The 24,101-nt window shown below is 60.2% G+C and carries 20 protein-coding genes, 9 tRNA genes and 1 pseudogene; 8 read left to right on the top strand and 22 right to left on the bottom strand.

Features of this window, described 5'->3' with window-relative positions:
* The first annotated feature begins 97 nt into the window (after nucleotides 1-97).
* The 5 genes from I6G90_RS10580 to I6G90_RS10560 all read left to right on the top strand — a co-directional run bounded on the left by I6G90_RS10580 (nucleotide 98) and on the right by I6G90_RS10560 (nucleotide 5,437).
* Nucleotides 98-1,315, top strand: a complete 1,218-nt coding sequence (locus I6G90_RS10580; protein WP_042063877.1) for an aspartate aminotransferase family protein — start codon at nucleotides 98-100, stop codon at nucleotides 1,313-1,315.
* A 76-nt stretch (nucleotides 1,316-1,391) separates the two neighbouring features.
* Complete coding sequence (astA, locus tag I6G90_RS10575; RefSeq protein WP_042658626.1) at nucleotides 1,392-2,411, top strand: arginine N-succinyltransferase; 1,020 nt, start codon at nucleotides 1,392-1,394, stop codon at nucleotides 2,409-2,411.
* Between the two features lie 72 nt (nucleotides 2,412-2,483).
* The gene (gene astD / locus I6G90_RS10570) at nucleotides 2,484-3,953 is read left to right on the top strand and encodes a succinylglutamate-semialdehyde dehydrogenase (protein WP_197927404.1); all 1,470 of its coding nucleotides are present in this window, start codon (nucleotides 2,484-2,486) and stop codon (nucleotides 3,951-3,953) included.
* Nucleotides 3,954-4,144: 191 nt separating this feature from the next.
* Entirely contained in the window at nucleotides 4,145-4,942 is a 798-nt protein-coding gene (locus I6G90_RS10565; protein ID WP_197927403.1) for a DUF1338 domain-containing protein, read from the top strand.
* A 267-nt stretch (nucleotides 4,943-5,209) separates the two neighbouring features.
* Nucleotides 5,210-5,437 carry a hypothetical protein gene (locus I6G90_RS10560; protein ID WP_232254353.1) on the top strand — a complete coding sequence of 76 codons (228 nt, stop codon included), beginning with the start codon at nucleotides 5,210-5,212 and terminating at the stop codon, nucleotides 5,435-5,437.
* A gap of 89 nt (nucleotides 5,438-5,526) precedes the next feature.
* On the opposite strand, the gene I6G90_RS10555 is transcribed toward I6G90_RS10560, so the two are convergent.
* Complete coding sequence (locus I6G90_RS10555; RefSeq protein WP_197927401.1) at nucleotides 5,527-6,123, bottom strand: HAD family hydrolase; 597 nt, start codon at nucleotides 6,121-6,123, stop codon at nucleotides 5,527-5,529.
* 184 nt (nucleotides 6,124-6,307) lie between these two features.
* On the opposite strand from I6G90_RS10555, the gene I6G90_RS10550 reads away from it, so the two are divergent.
* Nucleotides 6,308-7,684 (top strand): MDR family MFS transporter, encoded by a 1,377-nt coding sequence (locus I6G90_RS10550; RefSeq protein ID WP_197927400.1) that lies wholly within the window; start codon nucleotides 6,308-6,310, stop codon nucleotides 7,682-7,684.
* Here the strand turns inward: I6G90_RS10550 and I6G90_RS10545 are convergent, their stop codons facing one another.
* From I6G90_RS10545 to pnuC, 6 genes are all read right to left on the bottom strand, one after another.
* A complete protein-coding gene (locus I6G90_RS10545; RefSeq protein WP_197927399.1) occupies nucleotides 7,685-9,316 on the bottom strand; it encodes an alpha-glucosidase in 1,632 nt (543 codons plus the stop codon).
* Between the two features lie 195 nt (nucleotides 9,317-9,511).
* Nucleotides 9,512-9,913, bottom strand: coding sequence for a DUF1622 domain-containing protein (locus I6G90_RS10540; RefSeq protein ID WP_042063867.1), 402 nt, complete (start codon nucleotides 9,911-9,913; stop codon nucleotides 9,512-9,514).
* A 67-nt stretch (nucleotides 9,914-9,980) separates the two neighbouring features.
* Nucleotides 9,981-10,304: a N(4)-acetylcytidine aminohydrolase gene (yqfB, locus tag I6G90_RS10535; protein ID WP_197927397.1), complete on the bottom strand. Its 324-nt coding sequence runs from the start codon at nucleotides 10,302-10,304 to the stop codon at nucleotides 9,981-9,983.
* A gap of 42 nt (nucleotides 10,305-10,346) precedes the next feature.
* Entirely contained in the window at nucleotides 10,347-11,018 is a 672-nt protein-coding gene (locus I6G90_RS10530; RefSeq protein WP_197927396.1) for a Crp/Fnr family transcriptional regulator, read from the bottom strand.
* 105 nt (nucleotides 11,019-11,123) lie between these two features.
* Nucleotides 11,124-11,849: a nucleoside phosphorylase gene (locus I6G90_RS10525; RefSeq protein WP_197927395.1), complete on the bottom strand. Its 726-nt coding sequence runs from the start codon at nucleotides 11,847-11,849 to the stop codon at nucleotides 11,124-11,126.
* Between the two features lie 3 nt (nucleotides 11,850-11,852).
* The gene (pnuC, locus tag I6G90_RS10520) at nucleotides 11,853-12,569 is read right to left on the bottom strand and encodes a nicotinamide riboside transporter PnuC (protein ID WP_040066934.1); all 717 of its coding nucleotides are present in this window, start codon (nucleotides 12,567-12,569) and stop codon (nucleotides 11,853-11,855) included.
* Between the two features lie 263 nt (nucleotides 12,570-12,832).
* Between pnuC and I6G90_RS10515 the strand changes: the two genes are divergently transcribed.
* A complete protein-coding gene (locus tag I6G90_RS10515) occupies nucleotides 12,833-14,665 on the top strand; it encodes an SLC13 family permease (RefSeq protein ID WP_197927394.1) in 1,833 nt (610 codons plus the stop codon).
* A gap of 218 nt (nucleotides 14,666-14,883) precedes the next feature.
* Here I6G90_RS10515 and I6G90_RS10510 read toward each other — a convergent pair.
* The 15 genes and pseudogenes from I6G90_RS10510 to lolB all read right to left on the bottom strand — a co-directional run bounded on the left by I6G90_RS10510 (nucleotide 14,884) and on the right by lolB (nucleotide 22,715).
* A tRNA-Leu gene (locus I6G90_RS10510) sits at nucleotides 14,884-14,967 on the bottom strand.
* A gap of 8 nt (nucleotides 14,968-14,975) precedes the next feature.
* Nucleotides 14,976-15,052: transfer RNA gene (locus tag I6G90_RS10505), tRNA-Met, on the bottom strand.
* A gap of 39 nt (nucleotides 15,053-15,091) precedes the next feature.
* A tRNA-Gln gene (locus I6G90_RS10500) sits at nucleotides 15,092-15,166 on the bottom strand.
* Nucleotides 15,167-15,211: 45 nt separating this feature from the next.
* Nucleotides 15,212-15,286, bottom strand: a tRNA-Gln gene (locus I6G90_RS10495).
* A 10-nt stretch (nucleotides 15,287-15,296) separates the two neighbouring features.
* Nucleotides 15,297-15,373: transfer RNA gene (locus I6G90_RS10490), tRNA-Met, on the bottom strand.
* A gap of 36 nt (nucleotides 15,374-15,409) precedes the next feature.
* Nucleotides 15,410-15,484 (bottom strand) — tRNA-Gln (locus tag I6G90_RS10485).
* Nucleotides 15,485-15,530: 46 nt separating this feature from the next.
* Nucleotides 15,531-15,605: transfer RNA gene (locus tag I6G90_RS10480), tRNA-Gln, on the bottom strand.
* Nucleotides 15,606-15,613: 8 nt separating this feature from the next.
* A tRNA-Met gene (locus tag I6G90_RS10475) sits at nucleotides 15,614-15,690 on the bottom strand.
* A 234-nt stretch (nucleotides 15,691-15,924) separates the two neighbouring features.
* Nucleotides 15,925-17,016: a redox-regulated ATPase YchF gene (ychF, locus tag I6G90_RS10470; RefSeq protein WP_058054284.1), complete on the bottom strand. Its 1,092-nt coding sequence runs from the start codon at nucleotides 17,014-17,016 to the stop codon at nucleotides 15,925-15,927.
* Nucleotides 17,017-17,132: 116 nt separating this feature from the next.
* Nucleotides 17,133-17,729: an aminoacyl-tRNA hydrolase gene (pth, locus tag I6G90_RS10465; RefSeq protein WP_197927393.1), complete on the bottom strand. Its 597-nt coding sequence runs from the start codon at nucleotides 17,727-17,729 to the stop codon at nucleotides 17,133-17,135.
* 231 nt (nucleotides 17,730-17,960) lie between these two features.
* Nucleotides 17,961-19,949: a bifunctional metallophosphatase/5'-nucleotidase gene (locus I6G90_RS10460; RefSeq protein WP_197927392.1), complete on the bottom strand. Its 1,989-nt coding sequence runs from the start codon at nucleotides 19,947-19,949 to the stop codon at nucleotides 17,961-17,963.
* A 116-nt stretch (nucleotides 19,950-20,065) separates the two neighbouring features.
* Nucleotides 20,066-21,013, bottom strand: a complete 948-nt coding sequence (locus I6G90_RS10455) for a ribose-phosphate pyrophosphokinase (RefSeq protein ID WP_005330162.1) — start codon at nucleotides 21,011-21,013, stop codon at nucleotides 20,066-20,068.
* 199 nt (nucleotides 21,014-21,212) lie between these two features.
* Nucleotides 21,213-21,287: transfer RNA gene (locus tag I6G90_RS10450), tRNA-Gln, on the bottom strand.
* Nucleotides 21,267-22,137, bottom strand: a pseudogene (gene ispE, locus I6G90_RS10445) (4-(cytidine 5'-diphospho)-2-C-methyl-D-erythritol kinase). Before ispE ends, I6G90_RS10450 begins: the two are co-directional and overlap by 21 nt.
* Complete coding sequence (lolB, locus tag I6G90_RS10440; RefSeq protein WP_042061300.1) at nucleotides 22,137-22,715, bottom strand: lipoprotein insertase outer membrane protein LolB; 579 nt, start codon at nucleotides 22,713-22,715, stop codon at nucleotides 22,137-22,139. The pseudogene ispE and the gene lolB overlap by 1 nt, the downstream one beginning before the upstream one ends.
* Before the next feature lie 126 nt (nucleotides 22,716-22,841).
* On the opposite strand from lolB, the gene hemA reads away from it, so the two are divergent.
* Nucleotides 22,842-24,101, top strand: a complete 1,260-nt coding sequence (gene hemA, locus I6G90_RS10435; protein WP_197927391.1) for a glutamyl-tRNA reductase — start codon at nucleotides 22,842-22,844, stop codon at nucleotides 24,099-24,101.

The following is a 24,101-nucleotide window of genomic DNA, read 5'->3' as shown; positions in this document are numbered from 1 at the left end:
GACTTTTTACTTTATTTCTGTGATAATCCCGTCACGTTTACACGGATTTAACTTTTGGGTGGTGGATTATTCTGTCGCCGAATCGAAGGAGAGCTATATGTCAGAGTTGTTGGCAGTGACACGTGAAGTGTTTGATGAAGTGATGGTTCCCAACTATGCGCCCGCCAAGATCATCCCGGTGCGTGGTGAAGGGTCACGTGTCTGGGATCAGGAAGGGCGCGAGTATATCGACTTCGCCGGTGGCATCGCCGTTAACGGCCTGGGCCACTGTCATCCCAAGCTGGTCGAGGCGCTGAAAACCCAAGGCGAAAAGCTGTGGCACCTCTCCAACGTGATGACTAACGAGCCGGCCCTGCGCCTGGCCAGGAAACTGGTCGCCGCCACCTTCGCCGACAAGGTCTACTTCTGCAACTCCGGCGCCGAAGCGAACGAAGCGGCCCTCAAGCTGGCCCGCCGCTACGCCATCGAGAAGTTTGGCGAGCAGAAGACCCAGATCATCGCTTTCAATCAGGGCTTCCACGGTCGCACCTTCTTTACCGTCAGCGTGGGTGGCCAGGCTGCCTACTCCGATGGCTTCGGTCCCAAGCCCGGTGATATCACCCATGTGCCCTACAACGATCTGGCGGCACTGGCCGCTGTGATTTCCGACAACACTTGTGCCGTGGTGATGGAGCCGCTGCAGGGCGAGGGCGGCATCATTCGTCCTACCGACGAGTTTGCCAAAGGGGTGCGCGAGCTGTGCGACAAACACAATGCCCTGCTGGTGTATGACGAAGTGCAGTCCGGGGTCGGCCGTACCGGTGATCTCTACGCCTATATGGGGCTCGGCGTTACGCCGGACATCCTCACCAGCGCCAAGGCACTGGGGGGCGGTTTCCCCATCGGCGCCATGCTGACCACCGACGAGATCGCGGCTTACCTGAAAGTGGGCACTCACGGCTCTACCTACGGCGGCAACCCGCTGGCCTGTGCGGTCGCCGAGGCGGTGATCGACGTGATCAATACCCCCGAAGTGCTGAGCGGCATCAAGCAGCGCGAACAGCTGTTCCGCGACGGACTCGAGGCGATCAACGCCAAATACCACTGCTTCAGCGAAGTGCGTGGCAAGGGTCTGCTGCTGGGGGCTGTGCTGAACGACGACTACAAGGGGCGCTCGCGCGACTTCCTGCTGGCCTCTATCGATCAGGGATTGATGGCACTGGTGGCCGGTACCAACGTGGTTCGTTTTGCCCCTTCACTGGTGATCCCGGAAGCGGACATCAAGGAAGGGTTGGCTCGCTTCGAGAAGGCGGTTGCCCAGGTGGTTAACGCCTGATTCCAAATTGAGGTGGGGAGCTCTCCCGGCAGGAGCCGGGACCCCACCTGTCGTCAATGAAAGGGAGTTGTCATTTATGTTGGTTATCCGTCCCATCGAGCAAAAAGATTTTGCCGGGCTCAAGACCTGCGCCATCGAGTCCGGCACCGGCATGACCTCGTTGCCCGTCAACGATGAGCTGCTGCAGCGCAAGATTGACGCCTCTACCCAGACTTTTTCCGACAAGCCCGCTGGCAAGGGGGACTGCCTCTACTTCTTCGTGGCCGAGGATCTGGAGACCGGCGAGATGGTGGGCACCTGTGCCATCGATGCCGCGGTTGGCCTCTCCCAGCCGTTTTACAACTACCACATCGGCAAGGTGGTGCACTCTTCACCCAAGCTCGGCATCTACAACGTCGTTGAAACCCTCACCCTCTCTAACGACTACACCGGCAACTCCGAGCTCTGCACCCTGTTCTTGCGCGAATGTGCCCGCGAGGGGCTCAACGGCCGCCTGCTCTCCAAGCACCGCTTTCTGTTTATGGCCGAGCACCCCGAGCTGTTTGACGAGACCGTCTTCGCCGAGATGCGTGGCGTCTCCGATGCCGATGGTCACAGCCCCTTCTACGAGTGGCTGCAAACCCACTTCTTCTCGATGGATTTCCCTACCGTCGACTATCTGACCGGTATCGGCAAGAAGCGCTTTATCGCCGAGCTGATGCCCAAGTACCCCATCTACGTCAATTTGCTGAGCAAAGAGGCGCGGGCCGTTATCGGCCAGACCCACGAGAAGACCCGTCCCGCCATCAAGATGTTGCAGGACGAGGGCTTCGTGAACCGTGGCTATGTCGATATCTTCGATGCGGGCCCCACCGTCGAGTGTGACGTGAAGAATATCCGCAGCGTGCGCCGCAGCAAGAAGCTGCGGGTGCTGGTGGGCGAGCCCATCGGTGGCAAGACCCACCTGCTCTGCAACAGCCGTTTCGAACATTACCGCGCCTGCTACGGCAATATCCGGGTCGATCTCGACAAGCACGAAGCCATCATTCCGCCCAAGATGGCGGCGGCACTCAAGGTGCAGGATGGCGACATGGTACGGGTGGTTGACCTCGACTGAGGCAAACAGGACAAGCAAACCGATTATCAGACAGGCAGCCGAGGCTGCCTGCCAGCGACAGGGAGTGAATGGATGAGCCAGTCAGTGCAATTTATCGACGGTCAGTGGCTTGCCGGTGAAGGCAAGCCGTTCGAGTCAACCGATCCGGCCAAGAACGAGGTGATCTGGCAGGGGGCTGCCGCCAGCGCGGCGCAGGTGGATGCTGCCGTCAAGGCCGCCCGTGTTGCCTTCTACCATTGGGCGGACATGAGCCTTGAGGATCGCCTGGCCATAGTGCGCCGTTATGCCGATCTGCTCGGCGAGCAGAAGGAGGCGCTGGCGCTGACTATCGCCCGTGAAACCGGCAAGCCGCTGTGGGAGACCCGCACCGAAGTGGCGGCCATGCAGGGCAAGATTGCCATCTCCATCCGGGCGCATGACGAGCGTACCGGCACCGTTGAAAATGCCATGCCGGGTGCCAAGGCGTTTGTCCGTCACAAGCCTCACGGCGTGGTGGCGGTGTTCGGCCCTTACAACTTCCCGGGCCATCTGCCCAACGGCCATATCGTACCTGCGCTGATTGCGGGTAACGCCGTGGTGTTCAAACCCTCCGAGCTGACCCCCATGGTGGCCGAAGCCATGGTCAAGGTGTGGCAGGAGGCCGGGCTGCCCAAGGGCGTGCTCAATCTGGTGCAAGGGGAGGTCGAGACCGGCAAGGCGCTGGCAGGAAACCCAGATATAGACGGCCTCTTCTTCACCGGTTCGTCCCGCACCGGCCATTTCCTTCATCAGCAGTTTGCCGGTCAGCCGGGCAAAATTCTGGCGCTGGAGATGGGCGGCAACAACCCGCTGATCGTGAAAGACGTGAGCGACATCGACGGCGCGGGGCATGCCATCGTCCAGTCCGCCTTCATCACCTCCGGTCAGCGCTGCACCTGCTCCCGCCGTCTGTTTGTCGAACGCGGCGAGCGCGGCGATGCCCTGGTCAAGCGACTGGTCGAGGTGGTCAGCCAGATCAAGGTCGGCCTCTATGACGCCGCCGAGCAGCCTTTCATGGGCTCGATGATAAGCGAACGGGCCGCGCTCGGTATGGTCGAGGCACAAGCCAATCTGCAACAGCTGGGCGGCGAAAGCCTGCTCACTCTCAAGCACCTGGAGGCTGGCACTGGCTTTGTCTCTCCGGGCATCATCGACGTGACGGCAGTCAGCTCGCTGCCGGATGAAGAGTACTTCGGCCCGCTGTTGCAGCTCATTCGTTACGACGATTTCGATGCCGCCATCGATCAGGGTAACGCCACCCGTTACGGTCTCTCGGCCGGTCTGCTGGGTGATAACGAGGCGGATTGGCAGCACTTCTTCAAGCGGATCCGCGCCGGCATCGTCAACTGGAACAAGCCCATCACCGGTGCCTCCAGTGCCGCGCCCTTTGGTGGCGTGGGTGCCTCCGGCAACCACAGAGCGAGCGCCTACTACGCCGCTGATTACTGTGCGTATCCGGTTGCCTCCGTCGAAGACAGCAAAGCCGCCATGCCGGAACAGTTGTCTCCCGGCTTGACGTTTTAAGAGAAAATGGGGATGCCTATGCAGCAGAGATGGCTCAACGCCGCCGACGACTGTGTCATATCCCCGGTTGCCTCCGTCGAAGACAGCAAAGCCGCCATGCCGGATCAGCTGTCGCCCGGCCTGCGCTTCTAATAACGACACGGGGCATCCAGCGGTGCCCCGATCTGTACCCGCAATCAAAGGAAAGAGAGATGCAAAAGGATATCGACACCCTGTTCAGCCATCTGTGGGACAACTACATCAAGGTGACCCCGAGCGCCCTCAAGGTGCACACCCTGCTGGGTGGCGGCGAGCCCATCGTCAATGATCACGTGGCGTTTCGTACCTACAACCTGCCCAAGCTGGGGCTGGAGAAGCTGGCCGCCCACTTCCTGGCGCTCGGTTACGAGCAGAAGGGCGAGTACGTCTTCAAGGCCAAGAAACTCTACGCCAAGCACTTCGAGCATCAGGATCCGGACGCCCCCAAGGTGTTTATCAGCGAGCTGAAGGTCGAAGAGCTCTCCGCAGGCGCGCAGGCCATCATCCACAAGCTGGCGGATCAGGTGCCCGATCATCTGACCGATACCCCGGCATTTCTCTACACCGGTGCCCCCTGGCAGGTCTCTTATGCTGATTACCAGACCCTGCTGGCGGAGAGCGAGTACGCGGCCTGGATGGCGGCATGGGGCTATCGTGCCAACCACTTCACGGTCAATATCAACAAGCTGAAGGATTTCGACACCATCCATCAGGTCAATGCGGCGCTGAAGGCGGCGGGTTTTGTCCTCAACAGCGTGGGTGGCGAGGTGAAGGGAGACCCGCAGGTGATGCTGGAGCAATCCTCCACCATGGCCGACAAAGCCGAGGTGCCGTTCAGCGATGGGGTGCGTAGCATCCCGAGCTGCTTCTACGAGTTTGCCCTGCGCTACCCGCAGCCAGATGGCGTGCTCTATCCGGGCTTTGTCGAGGCCTCGGCCGACAAGATCTTCGAATCGACGAATGCCATGTAACGGGAACCACCCTGTTTCAGTCGCAACGCCTCCTCTGTGGAGGCGTTTTGTTTGGCGCCGACTGACGGTGGCTAGTGTTGTCTGAGGCTGCGTGGGGAGGGGATTTGGACGGCGCCCAGCCGGTAAAGGTTTGTTGATAAAAATGTGAACGAGATCACTTGAGACGACACAGATTGACGCTGGTGGCGGAGCAAAAAGGAGTAGAATGACGCTTTATTTTTGCGGGGCCAATCGATGCCTAACTATCACTTTTTCAAGCAGGGTCAGGTGCTTACCTATCTAGATGCCAATGCGCCCAGCTATAGCGATGAGCGTCGTCAACTGGTTGAACAGGGATTTGCCGCCATCGCCGCCCCCACCTTTGCAGATACCCCTGCCCAAGCTCTTGAGCTGCTGCGCACTCATCAGGCACTACATGACGAGGCGCAGGCCAACGCCCTTTGCCTGACGGTGGCTGCTATTCCGGCGGCGATCGCCGCGCTGACCGGGCACTGAACCTTGCCAGCGCCATGCCCGCGTAGGTAAAAAAATGGTGCCATGGTCATGGCACCAACTGATCGGTCTACCTGCTTGCCCTGAGCCGTTTACCGCTGGTGCAGATCACCTTCGATGACCAGCACGGTATCCATCCCTGCCGCCTTGCCTGCCTCAAGCCCGATACGGGTATCTTCAAAGACTAGACAGTTAGCTGGATTGGCCCCCAGCTGTTCGGCCACTTTCAGAAATGTATCCGGGTGAGGCTTGTGATTGGTGACATCATCGGCACTGACCACCACCGAGATATAGGCATCGAGTCCGGTGCTCTTCAGGATGGAGTCCGCCTGACTGCGCGGTGAGCCGGTGCCAATCCCCATCTTCACCTTGCCGTCATAGTGCCTGACCAGCTCCCACATCTTGGGAAAGACGCTGACCTTGTCGATATGTGCCATATAGAGGGCAATCTTGCGGCGGGTAAAAGCCTCGACATCCACCGTCAGCCCCTGCTGCTTGGCCAGCATGGCGATGATCTTGCGGGTGGGAATGCCGCCGTACTGATAGAGCTGCTCCCGCTCGAAGGGGATGCCGAACTCGGCGCAGGTAAGCTCCCAGGCATCCAGATGAAGGGGCATGGAATCCACCAGAGTGCCATCCATATCGAAAATCAGGGCATCGTAGTGATCAAACCGGTACTGCTCGTTCATGGGGACTCCTCTGACTGAATTCGGACTAAATAGCGCAGGCTAACAGAACCAGTCGGCAGTTTGTGGGATCTGCCTCATGGTTGGGCTGATTGTGGCCGCCGTTTTTTCTATCTCTTGCTGATTTGTGAGACAATAATCCGTTCATTGCCGGATACTTTGGCATATCAGATCAGCGAGTCCGCTTATGACCTCGAAAATATCCCCCAAAACCATTTTCTCCAGTGTGGCGCTGGTGATCGCGCTCGGTTCACTGGAAAAGAGCATCGTCACCACCCCGCTGCCCATGATTGGCGCCGAGCTGCACGCCGGTGCCGCCCTCACCTGGGTGGTCACCGCCTACCTGCTGGCGGCCACCGCCGTGCTGCCCCTCTACGGCAAACTGAGCGATCTGTTTGGCCGGGTGCGGATGCTCAATATCGGCATCGGCCTGTTTCTGGCGGGCTCGGTGGCCTGTGCTCTCTCCCAGGATCTGCCGACCCTGCTGGCGGCCCGCGTGTTGCAAGGACTGGGGGGCGGCGGCCTGATTGCCCTCGCGTTTACCGTGATTGCCGACACCATTCCGCCGCGGGAGGTGGGCAAGTATCAGGGCTACATCTCGGCGGTCTATGCGGTCTCCAGCATCGCCGGCCCCTTGCTTGGCGGCTATTTTACCGAGCAGCTCAGCTGGCGCTGGATCTTCTGGATCAATCTGCCGCTCGGGGCGCTGGCTGTCTTCCTCATCAACCGCAACCTCAAGCAGCTCAACGTTCGTCGCCACAGCCGCTTCGACTGGAAGGGGGCGGCGCTGCTGATTACCGTCACCACCCTGACCCTGTTGCTGCTCTCGCCGGAGACCGCCCTGCCCGCCGTCTGGCTGGCGAGTGCGCTGGCGGTCTCGCTGCTGCTGTTGATCCTGATTGAGCGACGGGCTCATGATCCCATCCTGCCCGCCCATTTGGCGCGGCTGCCCGGCTATCTGGTGAGCGTACTGCTGGTAATGCTCTCCCAGTTGCTGATGTTTGCGGTGCTGGTCTATCTGCCGCTGCAGATGCAGTGGCAGAAGGGGCTGAGCGCCAGTGAGAGCGGGATGAGCATGGTGATCTTCATGATCTGCATCACCGCCGGGGCCTTTGTCGGCGGCAAGCTGATTGGTCGTACCGGTCACTACAAGAGCTTTGTGGCGGTGGGGTTTGCGCTGGCCGCGGTGGCGCTCTGGCAGATCCACTTTGATGCATGGGTCAAGCTGGCCCTCGGGTTTGCCGGTATCGGTCTTGGTCTGGTGCTGCCAGCCCTCTCGGTGGTGGTGCAAAATGCCCTGCCACGGGAAGATCGCGGCATCGGCATGTCGCTGTTCAACTTCGGCCGGGAGCTTGGCGGTGCCGTCGGCGTGGCCATCTGCTCCATGCTGTTCAATGCCCAGCTGCCTGCTGGCAGTGCCGGTCAGCTCAGCGCCTTGAGCCCGCAACTGCTGGCCCCCGGCTTCAGTGCCACCTATATCGGAATGGCGATCATCGCCACCTTTGCACTGCTGCTCACCCTGCTGGCGTTGAAGCGCCACGAGCTGGCCACTATCAGCGCCTGATCAGCCTTGTAGCCATACCGCGCATTGGTAAGGGGCAAACAGCGGTTCAGGCTGAGTGGGGTAGTTACTTATCAGCAGGGTGGCGCCTTGTTCCACCTGTTCAACGTGCGGCATCGGCAAGGGGTTGGCGGTGAGATTGGCGAGCAGCAGCAGGGTATGCCGCTCTCCGCTCGCCGGATCCTGCCAGTGGCGGCGGTAGCTGATGCGCTCGGGGTCATCCCCATCCAGCAGCTCGAAGTCGCCGTGGCGAATGACGGGGTGAGCCTTGCGCAGGGCGATAAGCTGGCGATAGCAGTGAAACGGCGAGTCGGGGCGGGTCAGCTGCTCGGCGGCGCTGATATCAGAGTGGTTGGCGTTGAGGGCAATCCAGGGCGCGGTGGTGCTGAAACCTGCGTGAGGACCTGCGTCCCACTGCATCGGGGTGCGGGCGTTGTCGCGGCCGATGGCATCGAGCCGCCGACTCAGCTCGGCAGGACCCAGCTCCGACTGGCTGGCGCGGTAGTTGATCGCCTCCACGTCGCGCAGCTCGTCGGCCTGCCAGTGGCGGTTGGTCATGGCCAGCTCCTCCCCCTGATAGATAAAAGGGGTGCCCTGCATCATGTGCAGCACCATGGCCCACAGCTTGGCGCTGGTTTCGCGCCACTCGGGTCTGTCATCGCCAAAGCGGGAGACGGCGCGGGGCAGGTCGTGGTTATTCAGAAACAGGCTGTTCCAGCCCCGGCCATGCAGCCCCTGCTGGTGGTGGGCCATGGCCCGTTTGAAGGCGAGGGGATCGAAGCGGGATGACCACTTGTCACTGCCCAGCCCCAGATGCTCGAAGTTGAACACCATGCTGAACTCGCTGCCATCGGGGTGGGAATAGCGCTGCATATGGGCGAGATCGGCTCCCCAGGTTTCCCCCACCGTGATGATCCCCTTGCCGCCAAAGCTTGCGGCATTGAGCTCGCGGATATAGTCGTGCAGGCGTGGACCATTGCTCATGGCAAGTCGGCCCCACTCCTTGCTCACCATATCGATCACATCGAAGCGAAACCCCTTGATCCCTTTGCCCAGCCAGAAGTTGATCACCGCCGCCATCTCGGCCCGCACAGCCGGGTTGTCCCAGTCCAGATCGGCCTGACTCGCATCGAAGTTGTGCAGGTAGTAGCGATCAAGCGCTGGCACATATTCCCAGCCGCTACCGCCAAAAATCGAGGTGATAGGGTGAGCGTCAACGAAGGCCTGGTCGCGAAACACGTAATAGTCCTGATAGTGAGGATCCCCCGCCAGCGCCTGCACAAACCACTCATGCTCGGTGGAGGTATGGTTGGCGACGATATCCATCATAAGGCCGATACCACGGGCGGCGGCCTCGCTGATCAGCTGTTCTATCTCGGCCAGAGTGCCAAAGGCGGGGTCGATGGCGCGGTAGTCCGCCACATCGTAGCCGTTGTCCCGCTTGGGGGAGCGATAGATGGGGGTGAGCCACAGCATATCGACACCAAGCTGTGCCAGATAGTCGAGGCGCTGACGGATGCCGTTGATATCCCCGATGCCGTCGCCATCGCTGTCCTGAAAACTCATGGGGTAGATCTGGTAGATGACGCAGCTATCGAGGTTGATGGCGGGCGTGTGGCAGGGGTGCGTATTCATCAGCGTGGCCGGTAGGGGGAAGAGATTTTCTATCTTACGCAGATGAGCGGGCAGTCAACAGGGCAGGGGAAACCTTGAAAAGGGTTCCAGTATTGGCTGATTGCCAAAAGTGAGGGGAGGGTCACAATGGTGCCATCCCGAGTCACGGACGTGGTCGGGATGGCGGTTTACTCATATGCCCTGAGGCATGAGCCGTTATCGGGTGGCCCCGGCCTGCTCGACGTTTGGCTCTTGCTGGTGCTCAACCTTCTCTTGTTGGCGTTCCGCCTGCGCCTCCAGCTCCTTGCCGAGGAAGTAGTTCAGGAAGGTGCGGATCACCGCGATGATGGCAAGGCGGATCAGCTCCTCCTTGCTCGGTGCGACCGTGGTGGCCAGGATGTCGGCGGCGAGCTGGAACTCCAGCGCCAGAATGAGCCAGCTGCCAAAGCAGAGGCGAATGCGCGGAAAGCCGGGCTGGTGATCCCGTACCCGCGCCGCCAGCCAGAGGGTCTTGCCAAGCCCTATCACCACACAGGCGATGGAGATGATCTCCAGCAGCAGCTGGAACAGCTCGACCCCGTGCATCATGCCCTCTCGCAGGCTCGCTATCTCAAACACTCGGGTCACCTCCCTGATTCAAAAGAGCACACTATTAACATATTGCTCGGCAAAGGCCAAATCCGGTTCAGGCAATCAGTTTGAATTCAATCACATAGAGCGGCGGCAGATCGGGGTAGATATCGCGGATCACCTGCTTGAGCTCGGGGAGGCTCATGTTCTCCTGACGGGCGTGCTCATCGCTCAGTTCATCAAAGGCGACCACCTTGACCGAGAGTACCTCTATGGTGCCAAAGGGTTGGTGCTCCGGATTGGTGAACAGGGCCAGCCGCTGGCCGGGTTGCCAGTTGGCCTCGCTCTCGTCACGGATGGTGATGGTCTTGCGGCCAGCCTGAATGTCGGCGACGAAGCGGCTGAAGAAGGTGAACTCGGGATAGGGATGGGCAGACATGGTGACTCCTGACAGGGGGAATCGAAATTAGGTGAATAGAAATCAAAGGTCGAGATAGGCGCGCAGCCTGGCGAGATCGGCGATGGTGGGCCCCTCGGCCCCTTCGCAGACAATGCCCTGTTCGATCAGCTCCTTGAGGGCACGGCGGTAGACCCGCTCGGTGGTGCCAAAGCGTGCCGCCTCGTGGGCCCGCTTGCGTGACCCCAGCATCGGGGTGCGCTGGCGCTCGCGCCACAGCTCATAGGCAATGTTGTAGGCGATGGGGTGGAGCAGGCGGCTGGTGGTGATCTCCAGGGTATCGAGATAGTCGCTGGCAAGCGCGGCGGCAAAGAACAGGGTCAGCTCGGGTTCGGCCAGCAGTCGCTGGGCCAGCTTGTGGGCACAGATGACCCGGGCATCGAGCTCGGTCTCGGCCACCACGTTCCACTGCACCGGGGTGGCGCTGAAGAACTCCATCTCGCCGAAAATCTGGCTATGGCAGGCTATTTCGCCGAGCTGGAAGCTGCGGCCCGAGTGCACCGTGCTGTTGAGGGAGACCCGGCCACGTTCGACCAGATAGAGCTGCTCGCTCAGCTCCCCCTGGCGCATGATCAATTCGCCCGGCAGGTAGCGGCGCAGAAACAGGGTGCAGGCCTCGAGCGCCGCGGCAAAGCGGGGTTCAAGCTGCTGGAGTTCGGCGTGAAAACGGCCGAGAGGGTAGGGCTGTTGCTGCATGACTTGCCTGTCGCACCGGATGACGGGGGCCATGAGGCTAGCAAGAGTGCGGGCTGGATACCAGCCCGCACGGTAGCGGATGTGCCGCAGTTAACGGTTTGCGGTTTATTGTGCCAACGCGTGGAGGGCGGCTGCGATAGCGTGTTGCTCACCAGCCATCATCACCTGCTCGGCGCTGGTGTAATCCGCCACCCCTTGCTGCACATCCTGCTCGAACAGCACCACGTTGCAGAGCACGGCGGCGACCCGCACCTTGCGCAGGCGACCCACGGTCAGCAGGGAGGCGGTCTCCATATCGGCGCCGAGCACGCCACGGGCATGCCAGTAGCGGCACACCTCCTGCTCGTCATCCCGATAGAAGCTGTCGTGGGAGCGCACCAGCCCGTGCCAGTAAGGCTGGCTGCCTGTGGCCACATGGTTGAGCAGAGCCGCTTGCAGCCAGATATCGGCGCAGGCGGGGTACTCGGCGGGCAGATAGGCCTGTGAGGCCCCCTCATTGCGCACCGCCCCTTCCACCACGATGAGATCGCCCAGCCCGATGTCGTGTTGCAGGGCACCGGCGGAGCCGACCCGTACCAGCGAGCGGGCGCCTGCTTGCACCAGCTCCTCCAGCGCGATGATGGCCGAGGCGCCACCGATGCCGGTGCTGCAGACCGTGATGGGCAGCCCCCGATAGCGGCCGTTGATGAGGCGAAACTCCCGGTTTTGCCGCAGCACCTCACACTCTTCAAGCTGGCTGGCGATGCGATCGACCCGGGCCGGGTCGCCGCACAGCACCACCCGCTCGGCAATCTGGTCGGGGCGGCACTGGAGATGGGGTAATAACGTCATGGCTTACAGACCTTGTGGTTGGCGCTTGGCGGCAATCACCCAGAGGCGGGTGCCGTTGGCGGCGATAAACAGCAGGATCAGGTACTCCAGCGACATGGCGTAGACGCCCTGCGCGGCATAGACACCGATGCTGATGATGTTGATGACGACCCAGAGGATCCAGTTCTCCACATATTTGCGGGTCATCAGGATCTGGGCGACCACCGAGAGCACCGTCATGCTGGCATCCCAGAACGGGAAGGCATCGGGTGAAGGCTCGGGGATGGCCAGGTTGGCACCAAACAGGTTGAGCAGGGAGACCGAGGTACGCGCCAGGGTGGCGAAGACCGGGTCGATATAGCGGGTCAGCAGGGCGATGGCCAACACGCTCACGGCGGCGGTCACCATCAGCTTGGATTTGCTGAGCCAGCGGATCTGCAGGGTATCCCCCTGATCGTTGGCCGGGCGGGTCCAGGCGTACCAGCCGTAGACGTTGGCGCAGAAGAAGAACAGCTGCAGCATCAACAGCCCGTAGAGCTGGATCTGGAAGAAGATGATGGCAAACAGGCTGACGTTGATCAGGCCAAACAGGTAGTTGATGGTCTTCTCCTGACTGGCAAACCAGATGCAGGCCAGGCCGAATAAAGTGCCGATGGCTTCAATCCATGACATGGCATAGCCGCCACCCAGCGGGATGGTCACCAGGGTGTTATTGATGCTGAACAGCTCGAATATGCTCATTTTCTGATCCTTAGGCATGAGGGTTAGTATGCGAGGGCGCCATTCTAAGGGGTGAGGGGGAGCAGGGGCAGGACTTTTGTCCGCCCCGGGCTTGGCCCATATCAAAGAAATCGCCGCTGGTGCCCGGTTATTCCAGCACTGATGGGTTATGGTGCCCCCGCTGGCCGGACTTTATTGATATGTAGCAAGATGATAGCGCCATGGCTGTGGTCTGATAGAGTCCACTCTCCGGGAGGAGAATCACGTGATAAAAGGAGGTTGCATTGAATTCCGAGCTTGTCTGGGTGCTCTGTCTGCTGGCTGGTGCCATCTATCTCTTCATGACCAACAAGGTGCGCATGGACGTGGTGGCCCTGGGGGTGGTCATCCTGTTTGTGCTGAGCGGCACCCTCACCCTGTCGGAGGCGCTGGCGGGCTTTAGCGATCCCAACGTCATTCTGATTGCCGCCCTGTTCGTGGTGGGTGAGGGGTTGGTGCGTACCGGCATCGCCTATCAGGTGGGGGATGCATTGGTGAAGGTGGCGGGCAGCAGCGAGACCAAGCTACTGGTGCTGCTGATGGTGGCGGTGGCGAGTCTGGGGGCGGTGATGAGCAGCACCGGGGTGGTGGCCATCTTTATCCCGGTGGTGTTGAGCGTGGCGAACCGGATGGGGATCCCCGCCGGTCGCCTGATGATGCCGCTCGGTTTTGCCGGACTGATCAGCGGCATGATGACGCTGGTGGCCACGCCCCCCAACATGGTGGTCAACAGCGAGCTGATGCGCCACGGCATTCACGGCTTCGGCTTCTTCGGTTTCACCCCCATGGGCGTGCTGATTCTGGGGCTGGGGATTCTCTACATGCTGCTGGTGCGCGGCTCTTTGGTGGGCGAGGGAGAAGAGGGTAAGGGCAAGCCGACCGGGCGCCGCACCCTGCGCGATCTGATCCGTGACTACCGGCTGGCCGGTCGGGCCCGCCGTCTGGCGCTGCGGCCGGACTCTCCGCTGATTGGCCATACCCTGGACGAACTGCAACTGCGTGCCCGCTATGGCGCCCATGTCATCGGGGTGGAGCGCTGGCGCAAGTTTCGCCGGGTGATGGTGCCGGTGTCGGGGATCAGTGAATTTCAGGCGAAGGATGTGCTGCTGATCGACATGTCCGATCCCGAAGTGGATGTGCGGGCGTTTTGCAGCGAGGCGCGGCTCGAACCCATGATCCTGCGCGGTGAGTACTTCTCCGATCAGGCGCGGGAGGTGGGAATGGCCGAGGTGTCGCTGATCCCCGAGTCCAAACTGTTGGGCAAAAGCGTGCGGGAGGTGACCTTCCGCTCCAGCTATGGCCTGAGCGTGGTGGGGCTGCGTCGCGACGGCGAGGCACTGGCAGGCAAGCTGGTGGACGAGCCGTTGCAGATGGGGGATACCCTGCTGGTGGTGGGCAACTGGAGCCATATCCGGCTGCTACAGACCCACAGCCGAGACTTTTTGCTGATGGGCTTGCCTGCCGAGGTGGACGAGATGGCTCCCGCCCGCAGTCAGGCGATCCACGCGTTGGTCTGCCTCGGGGTGATGATCCTGCTGATGGTGACCGATCCGGTGCCCAACGTGATTGCGGCGCTGATCGCCTGTCTGCTGATGGGCAAGTTTCGCTGCATCGACATGGAGAGTGCCTACAAGTCGATCCACTGGCCGACCCTGATCCTCATCGTCGGCATGCTCCCCTTCGCGCTGGCGCTGCAAAAAACCGGCGGGGTGGATCTGATCGTCGGTGGCTTGATGAGCGCAGTGGGGGAGATGGGGCCGCGGGTGATGCTGGCCAGCCTGTTTGCGCTCTGTGCGGTGATTGGGCTATTTATCTCCAACACCGCCACCGCGGTACTGATGGCGCCTATTGCGCTGGGCACGGCGCAGCAGATGGGGGTATCGCCCTATCCGTTTGCCATGACCATCGCCATTGCCGCCTCGGCCGCCTTTATGACGCCGGTCTCGTCACCGGTGAATACTCTGGTGCTGGGGCCGGGCAACTACCAGTTCGCCGACTTTATCCGCATCGGGGTGCCCTTTACCCTGTTGGTGATGGCGGTGAGCGTGGTGGCTATTCCCTGGTTCTTCCCGTTCTGATAACCGGGATGATGAATGTGTGTACCAGCGGCCTGCGGGCCGCTTTTTTGTGGCCGGGAGACGAGAGTGGCAAGGCGTGCTCGGGATCAGTGAAGGGGGGCGAGAACGTGAACTAACGTGGAGATGGGTTCATAGAGGCGTGAGAGAAAAACTGGGGAGAGACAAATTTCAGATGCAAAAAAACCAGCGTGAGCTGGTCTGTTTGGTACTGCTATTAATGGTGCGGAAGGAGAGACTCGAACTCTCACGCCTAGGGCGCCAGAACCTAAATCTGGTGCGTCTACCAATTTCGCCACTTCCGCAATATTAATGGTGGCTATGACGGGATTCGAACCTGTGACCCCCGCATTATGAGTGCGATGCTCTAACCAACTGAGCTACATAGCCGTTTGTTATCGACCACAAACGTGGAAGAGAACAGAAAAATGGCTGGGGTACTAGGATTCGAACCTAGGGATGGCGAGATCAAAACCCGCTGCCTTACCGCTTGGCGATACCCCAACAGCGCTCTTCAACAATCACGAGACTGGCAAAGAACTTCAAAAATGGCTGGGGTACTAGGATTCGAACCTAGGGATGGCGAGATCAAAACCCGCTGCCTTACCGCTTGGCGATACCCCAACAGAATTAATGGTGGCTATGACGGGATTCGAACCTGTGACCCCCGCATTATGAGTGCGATGCTCTAACCAACTGAGCTACATAGCCGTCTTGTGTTCAACCTGAGTCAAATACAAGTAAAAATGGCTGGGGTACTAGGATTCGAACCTAGGGATGGCGAGATCAAAACCCGCTGCCTTACCGCTTGGCGATACCCCAACAGCGCTCCTCAACAGTCATGAGACTGGCAAAGAACTTTTAAAAATGGCTGGGGTACTAGGATTCGAACCTAGGGATGGCGAGATCAAAACCCGCTGCCTTACCGCTTGGCGATACCCCAACTAGAGATGGTGGCTATGACGGGATTCGAACCTGTGACCCCCGCATTATGAGTGCGATGCTCTAACCAACTGAGCTACATAGCCAACCTTGCTTCCGATGAGTCGTTGCCTCGTCACCGTGCGGGCCGAATTATGCGTATCTGGCTCTGGGGCGTCAACCCTTTTTTTGCCAGAAAAACGCAATTTGAGTGCGTTTGACCAGTTATTGGCCTCTGTTGCGCAAAAGCCCAACAATCTGGTTTTTTTTAAGACATAGCCATCATTGCCCGGGCAATGACAGATAAAAAACAGGCCAGCAAATGCTGGCCTGTCATGGGATTAGACGTTGAACAGGAAGTTCATGATATCGCCATCTTTGACGATGTACTCTTTCCCTTCGGCGCGCATCTTGCCTGCTTCCTTGGCGCCTTGCTCACCCTTGTAGGTGATAAAGTCTTCAAAGGCGATGGTTTGGGCGCGAATAAAGCCTTTTTCAAAGTCGGTGTGGATCTTGCCAGCCGCTTGCGGGGCAGTGGCACCGACCGGGATGGTCCAGGCGCGCACCTCTTTCACACCGGCGGTGAAGTAGGTCTGAAGGTTGAGCAGCTCGTAACCGGAGCGGATCACCCGGTTCAGACCCGGCTCTTCGATGCCAAGGTCAGCCATGAACTCGGCGCGATCTTCGTCGTCCAGTTCGGCGATGTCCGCTTCGATGGCGCAGCAGACCACGACCACGACCGCGTTCTCGGCGGCGGCGATTTCACGCACCTTGTCGAGGTAGGGGTTGTTTTCGAAGCCATCTTCCGCCACGTTGGCGATATACATGGTGGGTTTCAGGGTCAGGAAGTTGAGGTGGCTCACGGCGGCCAGCTCTTCTTTATCCAGCTTCAGACCACGGATCATCTGACCGTTTTCCAGCGCAACGCGGATCTTCTCCAGCACTTCCACTTCCAGTTTGGCATCCTTGTCGCCGCCTTTGGCGCGCTTGGACTGGCGGTGAATGGCGCGCTCGCAGGCGTCCAGATCCGACAGGGCCAACTCGGTGTTGATCACTTCGATATCGTCAGCAGGGGAGACCTTGCCGGCAACGTGAATGATGTTCTCGTCATCGAAGCAGCGCACCACGTGGCCGATCGCTTCGGTTTCACGGATGTTGGCCAGGAACTGGTTGCCCAGACCTTCACCCTTGGAGGCGCCGGCAACCAGGCCTGCGATGTCGACAAATTCCATGGTGGTCGGCACAACGCGCTGCGGATTGATGATGGCAGCTAGCTGATCGAGGCGGGGATCCGGCATCGGGACCACACCGGTGTTCGGCTCGATGGTGCAGAACGGGAAGTTGGCGGCTTCGATACCGGCCTTGGTCAGCGCGTTGAACAGGGTGGATTTGCCTACATTGGGCAGGCCCACGATACCGCATTTAAAACCCATGGATTATTACCTTACTTGATGGATGCTGTTGAGGGTCGCCCGCAGGCGGCCCATGTCATGCTTGTTCTGGTCGTTGCTCATGCACCGGCACAATGCCCGTACAGGGTCAAACCGACTTATACCTTTTCAGCCTTGAAGCTGTGCAAGCGATTCATGGCCTTGGTCATATCTTGTTTGAACAGGATATCGGTGGCGCGCAGGGATTCATCCAGTGCTGCGTCGATCAGGCTCTGTTCACTGCTGGGAGCCTTGGTCAGGACGAAGCCTGCCACCTGCTCTTTGCTGCCGGGATGGCCGATCCCGAGACGCAGCCGGAAAAAGTTATTGTTGTTGCCCATCCTGGCGATGATGTCTTTGAGGCCGTTATGGCCGCCATGACCACCGCCCTGCTTGAACTTGGCGATGCCTGGCGGCAGATCCAGTTCGTCATGGGCAACCAGCATTGCTTCCGGCTCAATCTGATAAAAACGCGCCAGTGCGGCCACCGCCTTGCCAGAGAGGTTCATATAGGTGTTCGGGATGAGCAGCCGCACATCCTGCCCCTCGACCAGAATGCGGGCAGTATGGCCGAAGAATTTGGGTTCTTCACGCAGGCTGACATTGTGCCAGCGGGCCAGTTGCTCCACATACCAGGCGCCCGCGTTGTGGCGGGTCTTGGCATATTCCGGGCCGGGATTGCCCAGTCCGACGATCAGTTTGATTTCGCTTGTCACGCTTGATGTCTTCACTCGCAGCTGCCGTGGGCACACTACCCAGGGCAATAGGACGCAATATTCTAGCCGCCGAGTGGCGATCACTCAACCAATGCTCATGTTATGGCGGAATTTGCCCCACTATTGCGGCAAATGGGGGCGGCTAATGGGTGGCTAACTGTGGGCAAACGGGCCTCTTGCATGAGGCCCGTTTCAGCTTACCGATGGACTGTGCCTGGTTGACTACAGTCGTTATTTGGCGCGCAGCAGGGTGACGGTCTCTTCATCCAGCGCGGTCAGGGTGGGGCGGGCATCGCGCACATACTCGACGAAGGAGGCCGCATCGGTGCCGCAATCCACGCCGCTGGCCTTGCAATCAAGGGCCTGGTCTGGGGCATAGACGGCGCTCAGCAGCTCGCCGTTTTGTGTCACTTTCAGCACCGGGAAGGCGGTCAGCTTGCCATTGACGCTGGCGATGTCGACCCGCTCGCTCTGGTGGCGCTGGGCATTGGCCAGTGCCTGCCAGCCATCGTTGCCGTTGGCGCTGTAGGCGTTCATCACTACCCGATAGCGCTGGCTATCCACCAGATCCTGCCACTCGCCGTTTGCGGTCTTGCGCTGCAATTGGGTCAGGGTGCCCGCTTTGCCAGCGTCGGTCTCCTGGAAGGTGTAACGCAGGTGGCCGCCATAGGGGAACTTGCCGGCATGGGCGCTGGCGGGCAGGGTGGCGGTGATGGTCTCGGTCAAGAGGGCGCGCACCTCGGCGCCAGTCAGGGTCAGCACCGAGAGCTGGTTCTTGAACGGCAGCAGGGTGAGGGCACTATCCCCCTCGCGCCATTCGCCAGCGGGCAGTTCGGCGCGCACGCCGCCCACCGCCAGCAGGGCGAAGTCGGCCGGCCCGCCGGTCAGGGCTTGCACTGCTGGCGTATTGGCCCAGTAGAACTCCCCTTCGGCAACCAGCGGCGCTACATCTGAGCCGTGGCTGTCGCTGCCGTTGTCGCCGGGGCGACGGGCATTTTGCAACTGCTCGGGAATGGTGCCGATCACCGGGCCGTAGGCTTGCTCCAGCGCCGGTTTGTAATGGCTGTCGATGATGCCGCGCAGGCGAGGGTCTTCATCCACAGTCACCAGATTGGGCTGGTTGTCGATAAACTGGCTCGCCTCTTTGCTGCGGGTATCGTCGAGCGCCTGCTTGCGCGCCGCATCGGCGAAGAAGTCGCGGCTGGCCAGCAGGCTGTTGTGGCCCTGGCAGTCGGTCACCTGACCGTGGCTGTCAAAGGTCACCTGGGCCAGACCGATGGCCTGGGCATAGGAACCCGCCTGCACCACGCAGGTTTTGCCGATACCATCCGGATTGGTCACCAGCTTGGCGTAGTCGCCGGTCTTGCCCCAACCGATATTGCGAAAATCGCCAAGCAGGCTGTGGGAGTGGCCGCCGACGATGGCATCGAGGCCGTTTACCTTGGCCGCCAGCGTCAGATCCCGCTCGTTGCCGATGTGGGTCAGGGCGACGATCTGGTGGATCCCTTTGGCTTGCAGCATGTCGACCGTGGCCTGAGCCGAGGCGACCTCCTTGCCAAAGCGCAGTTTGCCAACGTTGGGCGCTATGTTGCCCATGTCTTCCAGCACCAGACCGATGACGGCGACCAGCTGTTTGCCTTGCGGCAGATTATTGATGTCGGTGACCGGGCTCTTCTGGTTGCCGTCAAAGGCGTAGACCACAAAGGGCTTGAGGTTGTCTGCCTTGCTGAGGGCCGGATCGGCCTTGGTGTCGAGGTTGGCGGCCAGCACCGGGAAGTTGACCCCCTCGATGAAGCGGGCCAGCTTCTGGTTGTCCAGATCGAACTCGTGGTTGCCCAGCGCCATGGCATCGAGGCCGAACTGGCTCAGCAACTCGGCGTTGGCCATCCCCTCGTTGAGCTTGAAGTAACCGCTCCCTTGCCAGGCGTCGCCGCCGTGCAGCAGCAACATGGGTTGGTTCTTGGCCAGCGCATCGGCCTGATAGGCTTTCGCCATGGTCAGCAGGCGCGGATAACCGCCAAAGCGGGTATAGAGGGTGTCCGTCTCCCCCTGCGGGGCAAAGATCTGCCCTTTGATCTCGGCATTGACCGGATCAAACTGGGAGTGGGTGTCGTTCATGTGCGCCAGGGTCAGCACGAAGGGCGGGTTCTCTTTGACGGGCTGACAGGCGAACAGGGCGCAGGTGAGGGTCGCGAGCAGGAGGGGACGCAAGCAATTCATGGGTAAATCCTTAAGCCTGCCGGGGGCAGGGTCGTACCAGATAGCAGAAAGTTGGAAAGAGATGGTCCAGAAAGACGAAAACCGCCTGATGGCGGTTTTCGTTATTGCTGAATCTATCAATGCTCAAACATGGCAGAGATGGACTCTTCGTTGCTGATGCGACGAATGGCTTCGGCCAGTACAGTCGACAGGGTCAGCTGTTTGACTTTGCCAATCGCTTTCATCTCCGCAGTGAGCGGGATGGAGTCGGTGATGATCAGTTCATCGATCACCGAGTTCTTGATGTTCTCGACGGCAGTGCCGGAGAAGACCGGGTGAGTGGCGTAAGCGAATACTCGCTTGGCGCCGCGCTCTTTCAGGGCTTCTGCGGCTTTGCACAGGGTGCCGCCGGTGTCGATCATGTCATCAACAATGACGCAGTCGCGGCCGGCAACGTCACCGATCAGGTGCATGACCTGGGAGACGTTCGGGCGGGGACGGCGCTTGTCGATGATGGCGATGTCGGTGTCATCCAGCAGCTTGGCGATAGCGCGGGCACGCACTACGCCACCGATGTCCGGGGAGACGACGACAGGAGACTCGAGGTTCTTGGCCTTCATGTCTTCCAGCAGCACCGGGCTACCGAACACGTTGTCTACCGGAACGTCGAAGAAACCTTGAATTTGCTCGGCATGCAGGTCAACGGTCAGCACGCGATCCACACCCACGCTGGAGAGGAAGTCAGCGACAACCTTGGCGGTGATAGGTACACGGGCGGAGCGGACGCGGCGGTCCTGACGGGCATAACCAAAGTAGGGGATAACGGCAGTGATACGGCCAGCTGAAGCACGACGCAGTGCATCTACCATGACGATCAATTCCATCAAATTGTCGTTGGTCGGGGCACAGGTGGATTGAATGATGAAGATATCGCCACCACGTACATTCTCATTGATCTGTACGCTGATCTCGCCGTCGCTAAAGCGACCTACGGCAGCATTGCCGAGTTTGATAAACAGGCGATCTGCGATCTTCTGGGCTAGTTCCGGCGTTGCGTTACCAGCAAACAGCTTCATGTCAGGCACGGTTTGAAACCTCGGGGTTGCATCCAGTATGTGGGGGAGTCTGAAATCAGACCCTATCGTTTTGGGGCAAACGATTTATCAAGATAACGTACAAGGCGTCTGCTGCCCAATGAATGATTGTGATGATACCGGTAACCCGAATCCGTGGCCGAGTGCAAAACCGGCCACGTTAATCATCATCAATGCTGTTCGGCAAAATTGGCTGGGGTACTAGGATTCGAACCTAGGAATGGCGAGATCAAAACCCGCTGCCTTACCGCTTGGCGATACCCCAATCATTTGAACTGTTGCAATGTGGAGAAGAGAGGTGATATGTTCTCGCCCTTGGCGACAAACCCATCAAGTCCCTCCGGCACGCAGGCCAACACTTCCCGAGCAGTCACTTCGTCTTCAAATTGAGCAAAGACGCAGGCTCCTGTGCCCGTCATTCTTGACGGCGCGTATTCTAGCAACCAGCCGAGCGCATTGGCAACCTCGGGGTGGCGCTTTTTCACCAGTGATTCGCAATCGTTTTTCCACTCACCTTCCAGCAGGTTGTCCAACGCCATTTTCGGTGTGGCTCTGGGCAGGTCCGGATCCTGGAATACGGCCGCGGTCGCCACATGGCAATCCGGCTTGAGCACCAGATACCAGGCATCGGGCAGTTCGACCGGTTGCAGCCGCTCGCCCACTCCTTCGGCAAAGGCCGCCTTGCCACGGACAAACACCGGTACATCGGCCCCCAACTGGACGCCGAGCGCTGCCAGTTCATCTTCACTCAAACCTGCTTGCCAGAGGTGGTTAAGCGCCACCAGCGTGGTCGCGGCATCGGACGAACCGCCGCCAATGCCGCCCCCCATGGGCAGTACCTTCTCCAGCCGGATATGGGCACCTTGCGGGCTCGGCAGGGTTGCCTGCAGCAGCCGCGCCGCTCGGATAATCAGATTCTGCTCATCCGGCACCCCGGGAATGGCCGGGCTCAGGGTGAGTGTGTCGCTATCAGGAATCACCTCGAACTCGAGCCAATCGCTGTGGTTGAGGAAGATAAACAGGGTCTGCAGCTCGTGATAGCCATCGGGACGACGGCCATTGACGTGTAAAAACAGGTTGAGTTTGGCCGGTGCCGGCCAGCGTGTGGAAGCCATTAACGTGCAAGAGTCCATTGGTTGATCTGAAGCTTGAGGCGGCTGTTCTGGCCGGTCATGGTCAGCAGGTGCGGCAGGCGGTAGCCATCCTGATCCCGATAATCGCCATAGACGATCTGCCACTGGCCGTCGCGCACGCTGGCCAGACTGCTGTCGGGGTTGAGTTCAAACTCCGCCTGACCCGGCAGCCCCTTGATCCACTCCGGCAATCCGGCGACCGGAATATTCCAGCCGGTCAGCTGATAGATCAGCGCTTCGGCATCCTGGCTCTGGTGGCGATTGCCGTCGCTGTCGAGCAGGGTGATCTCCCCCTTGCTGCGAGAGAGCTCCAGAATGCTGGTGCCAATCAGGCTGGTGAGGTTGAGGCGATAATCCTCGCCATCCTGCTGCCAGTTGAGGCGGGCGCTGCCCTTTTGTTGGGGGGTGATGATGGCCATCTTGCCGGACAGCTGCCAGTGGGTCAGCTGCTCGAGACGGGTCCGCTCCTGGTTCCAGTTCACCTGGTCACGCTGGGGCTGGGTGGTGGCACAACCGGCCAGCAACAGCAGGCAGGTGAGGGTAAAAATACGTAGCAGCAAGAGACGGCTCCAGAGAGAGGAATTTGCCACAGTATACGGGGCGGCCGTATTGCTTTTAAAGACTTACCCTTTCTCGTACAATTGGCAGCCTTTGCACCCAGCGTATGAAATGATCGTCGCCCACTCATGAGTTTGCTTGCCCTCGGAATCAACCACAACACCGCCAGTGTCGCCTTGCGGGAACGGGTCGCCTTTGGCCCGGACTGCATCGATCGCGCCTTGCGTGAGCTGGTGAGCCAACCCGGTGTCAGCGAGGCGGTGATCGTCTCCACCTGCAACCGGACCGAACTCTATTGCAATCTGGAGGGGGAGCGGCAGGAGCAGGTACTGCGCTGGCTGCAGCAGTTCCACGGGCTGGACGCGGCCGAATTGGTCACTGCCATCTATCAGCATCACGACGAAGAGGCGGTACGCCACCTGATGCGGGTGGCGTGCGGGCTCGACTCGCTGGTGCTGGGAGAGCCGCAGATCCTGGGGCAGATCAAGCAATCCTACGCCCACGCCCAGCAGTCCGAATCCCTCAAGGGGACGCTGGAGCGACTGTTCCAGAAATCTTTCTCGGTGGCGAAAAGAGTGCGCACCGATACCGAGATTGGCGCCAGTGCCGTGTCGGTGGCGTTTGCCGCCGTCAGCTTGGGTCGGCGGATCTTCTCCGATCTCTCCCAGACCAAGGTACTGCTGGTCGGGGCGGGGGAGACCATCGAACTGGTGGCCCGTCACCTGCGCGAGCAGAACGTCACCAAGATGATGGTGGCCAACCGCACCTTGCAGCGCGCCCAAACCTTGGCAACCGAATTCGGCGCCCAGGTGATGACGCTGGAAGAGATCCCCGACTATCTGCACGAGGCGGATATTGTCATCAGCTCGACGGCGAGCCCGCTGCCGATCATCGGCAAGGGGATGGTGGAGCGCGCCCTCAAGGCCCGCCGTTTCAAGCCGATGTTTCTGGTGGATATTGCCGTACCGCGCGACATCGAAGCCGAAGTCGATGAGCTCTCCGATGCCTATCTCTACACGGTGGATGATTTGCAGGGGATCATCGAGCAGAACCTCGAAACCCGTAAACGGGCGGCCGCGCAGGCGGAAGTGATCGTGCAGGAAGAGCGCGACGAGTTCATGGGCTGGTATCGCGGCCAGAGCTCGGTCGACCTCATTCGCGACTATCGCCATCAGTCCCAGCAAGTGGCTGACGAAGAGCTGCAACGGGCCCTGCTGGCGCTGGCACAGGGTGAGAGTGCCGAACAGGCGCTCAAGGCGATGGCCCATCGCCTCACCAACAAATTGATCCACGCGCCGACCCAGGCGTTGCGCCAGGCTGCTTCCCGGGGGGATCAGAGCGAGCTCTCCCGCTTGCGGCAGGCGCTGGGGTTGTCACAAGAGCCATAA

It is taken from the genome of Aeromonas allosaccharophila, assembly GCF_016026615.1.
GTDB classification, from domain to species: Bacteria; Pseudomonadota; Gammaproteobacteria; order Enterobacterales; family Aeromonadaceae; genus Aeromonas; species Aeromonas allosaccharophila.
The sequence above is the reverse complement of the archived record's forward strand: the minus strand, read 5'-3'. Positions and strand labels throughout refer to the sequence as shown.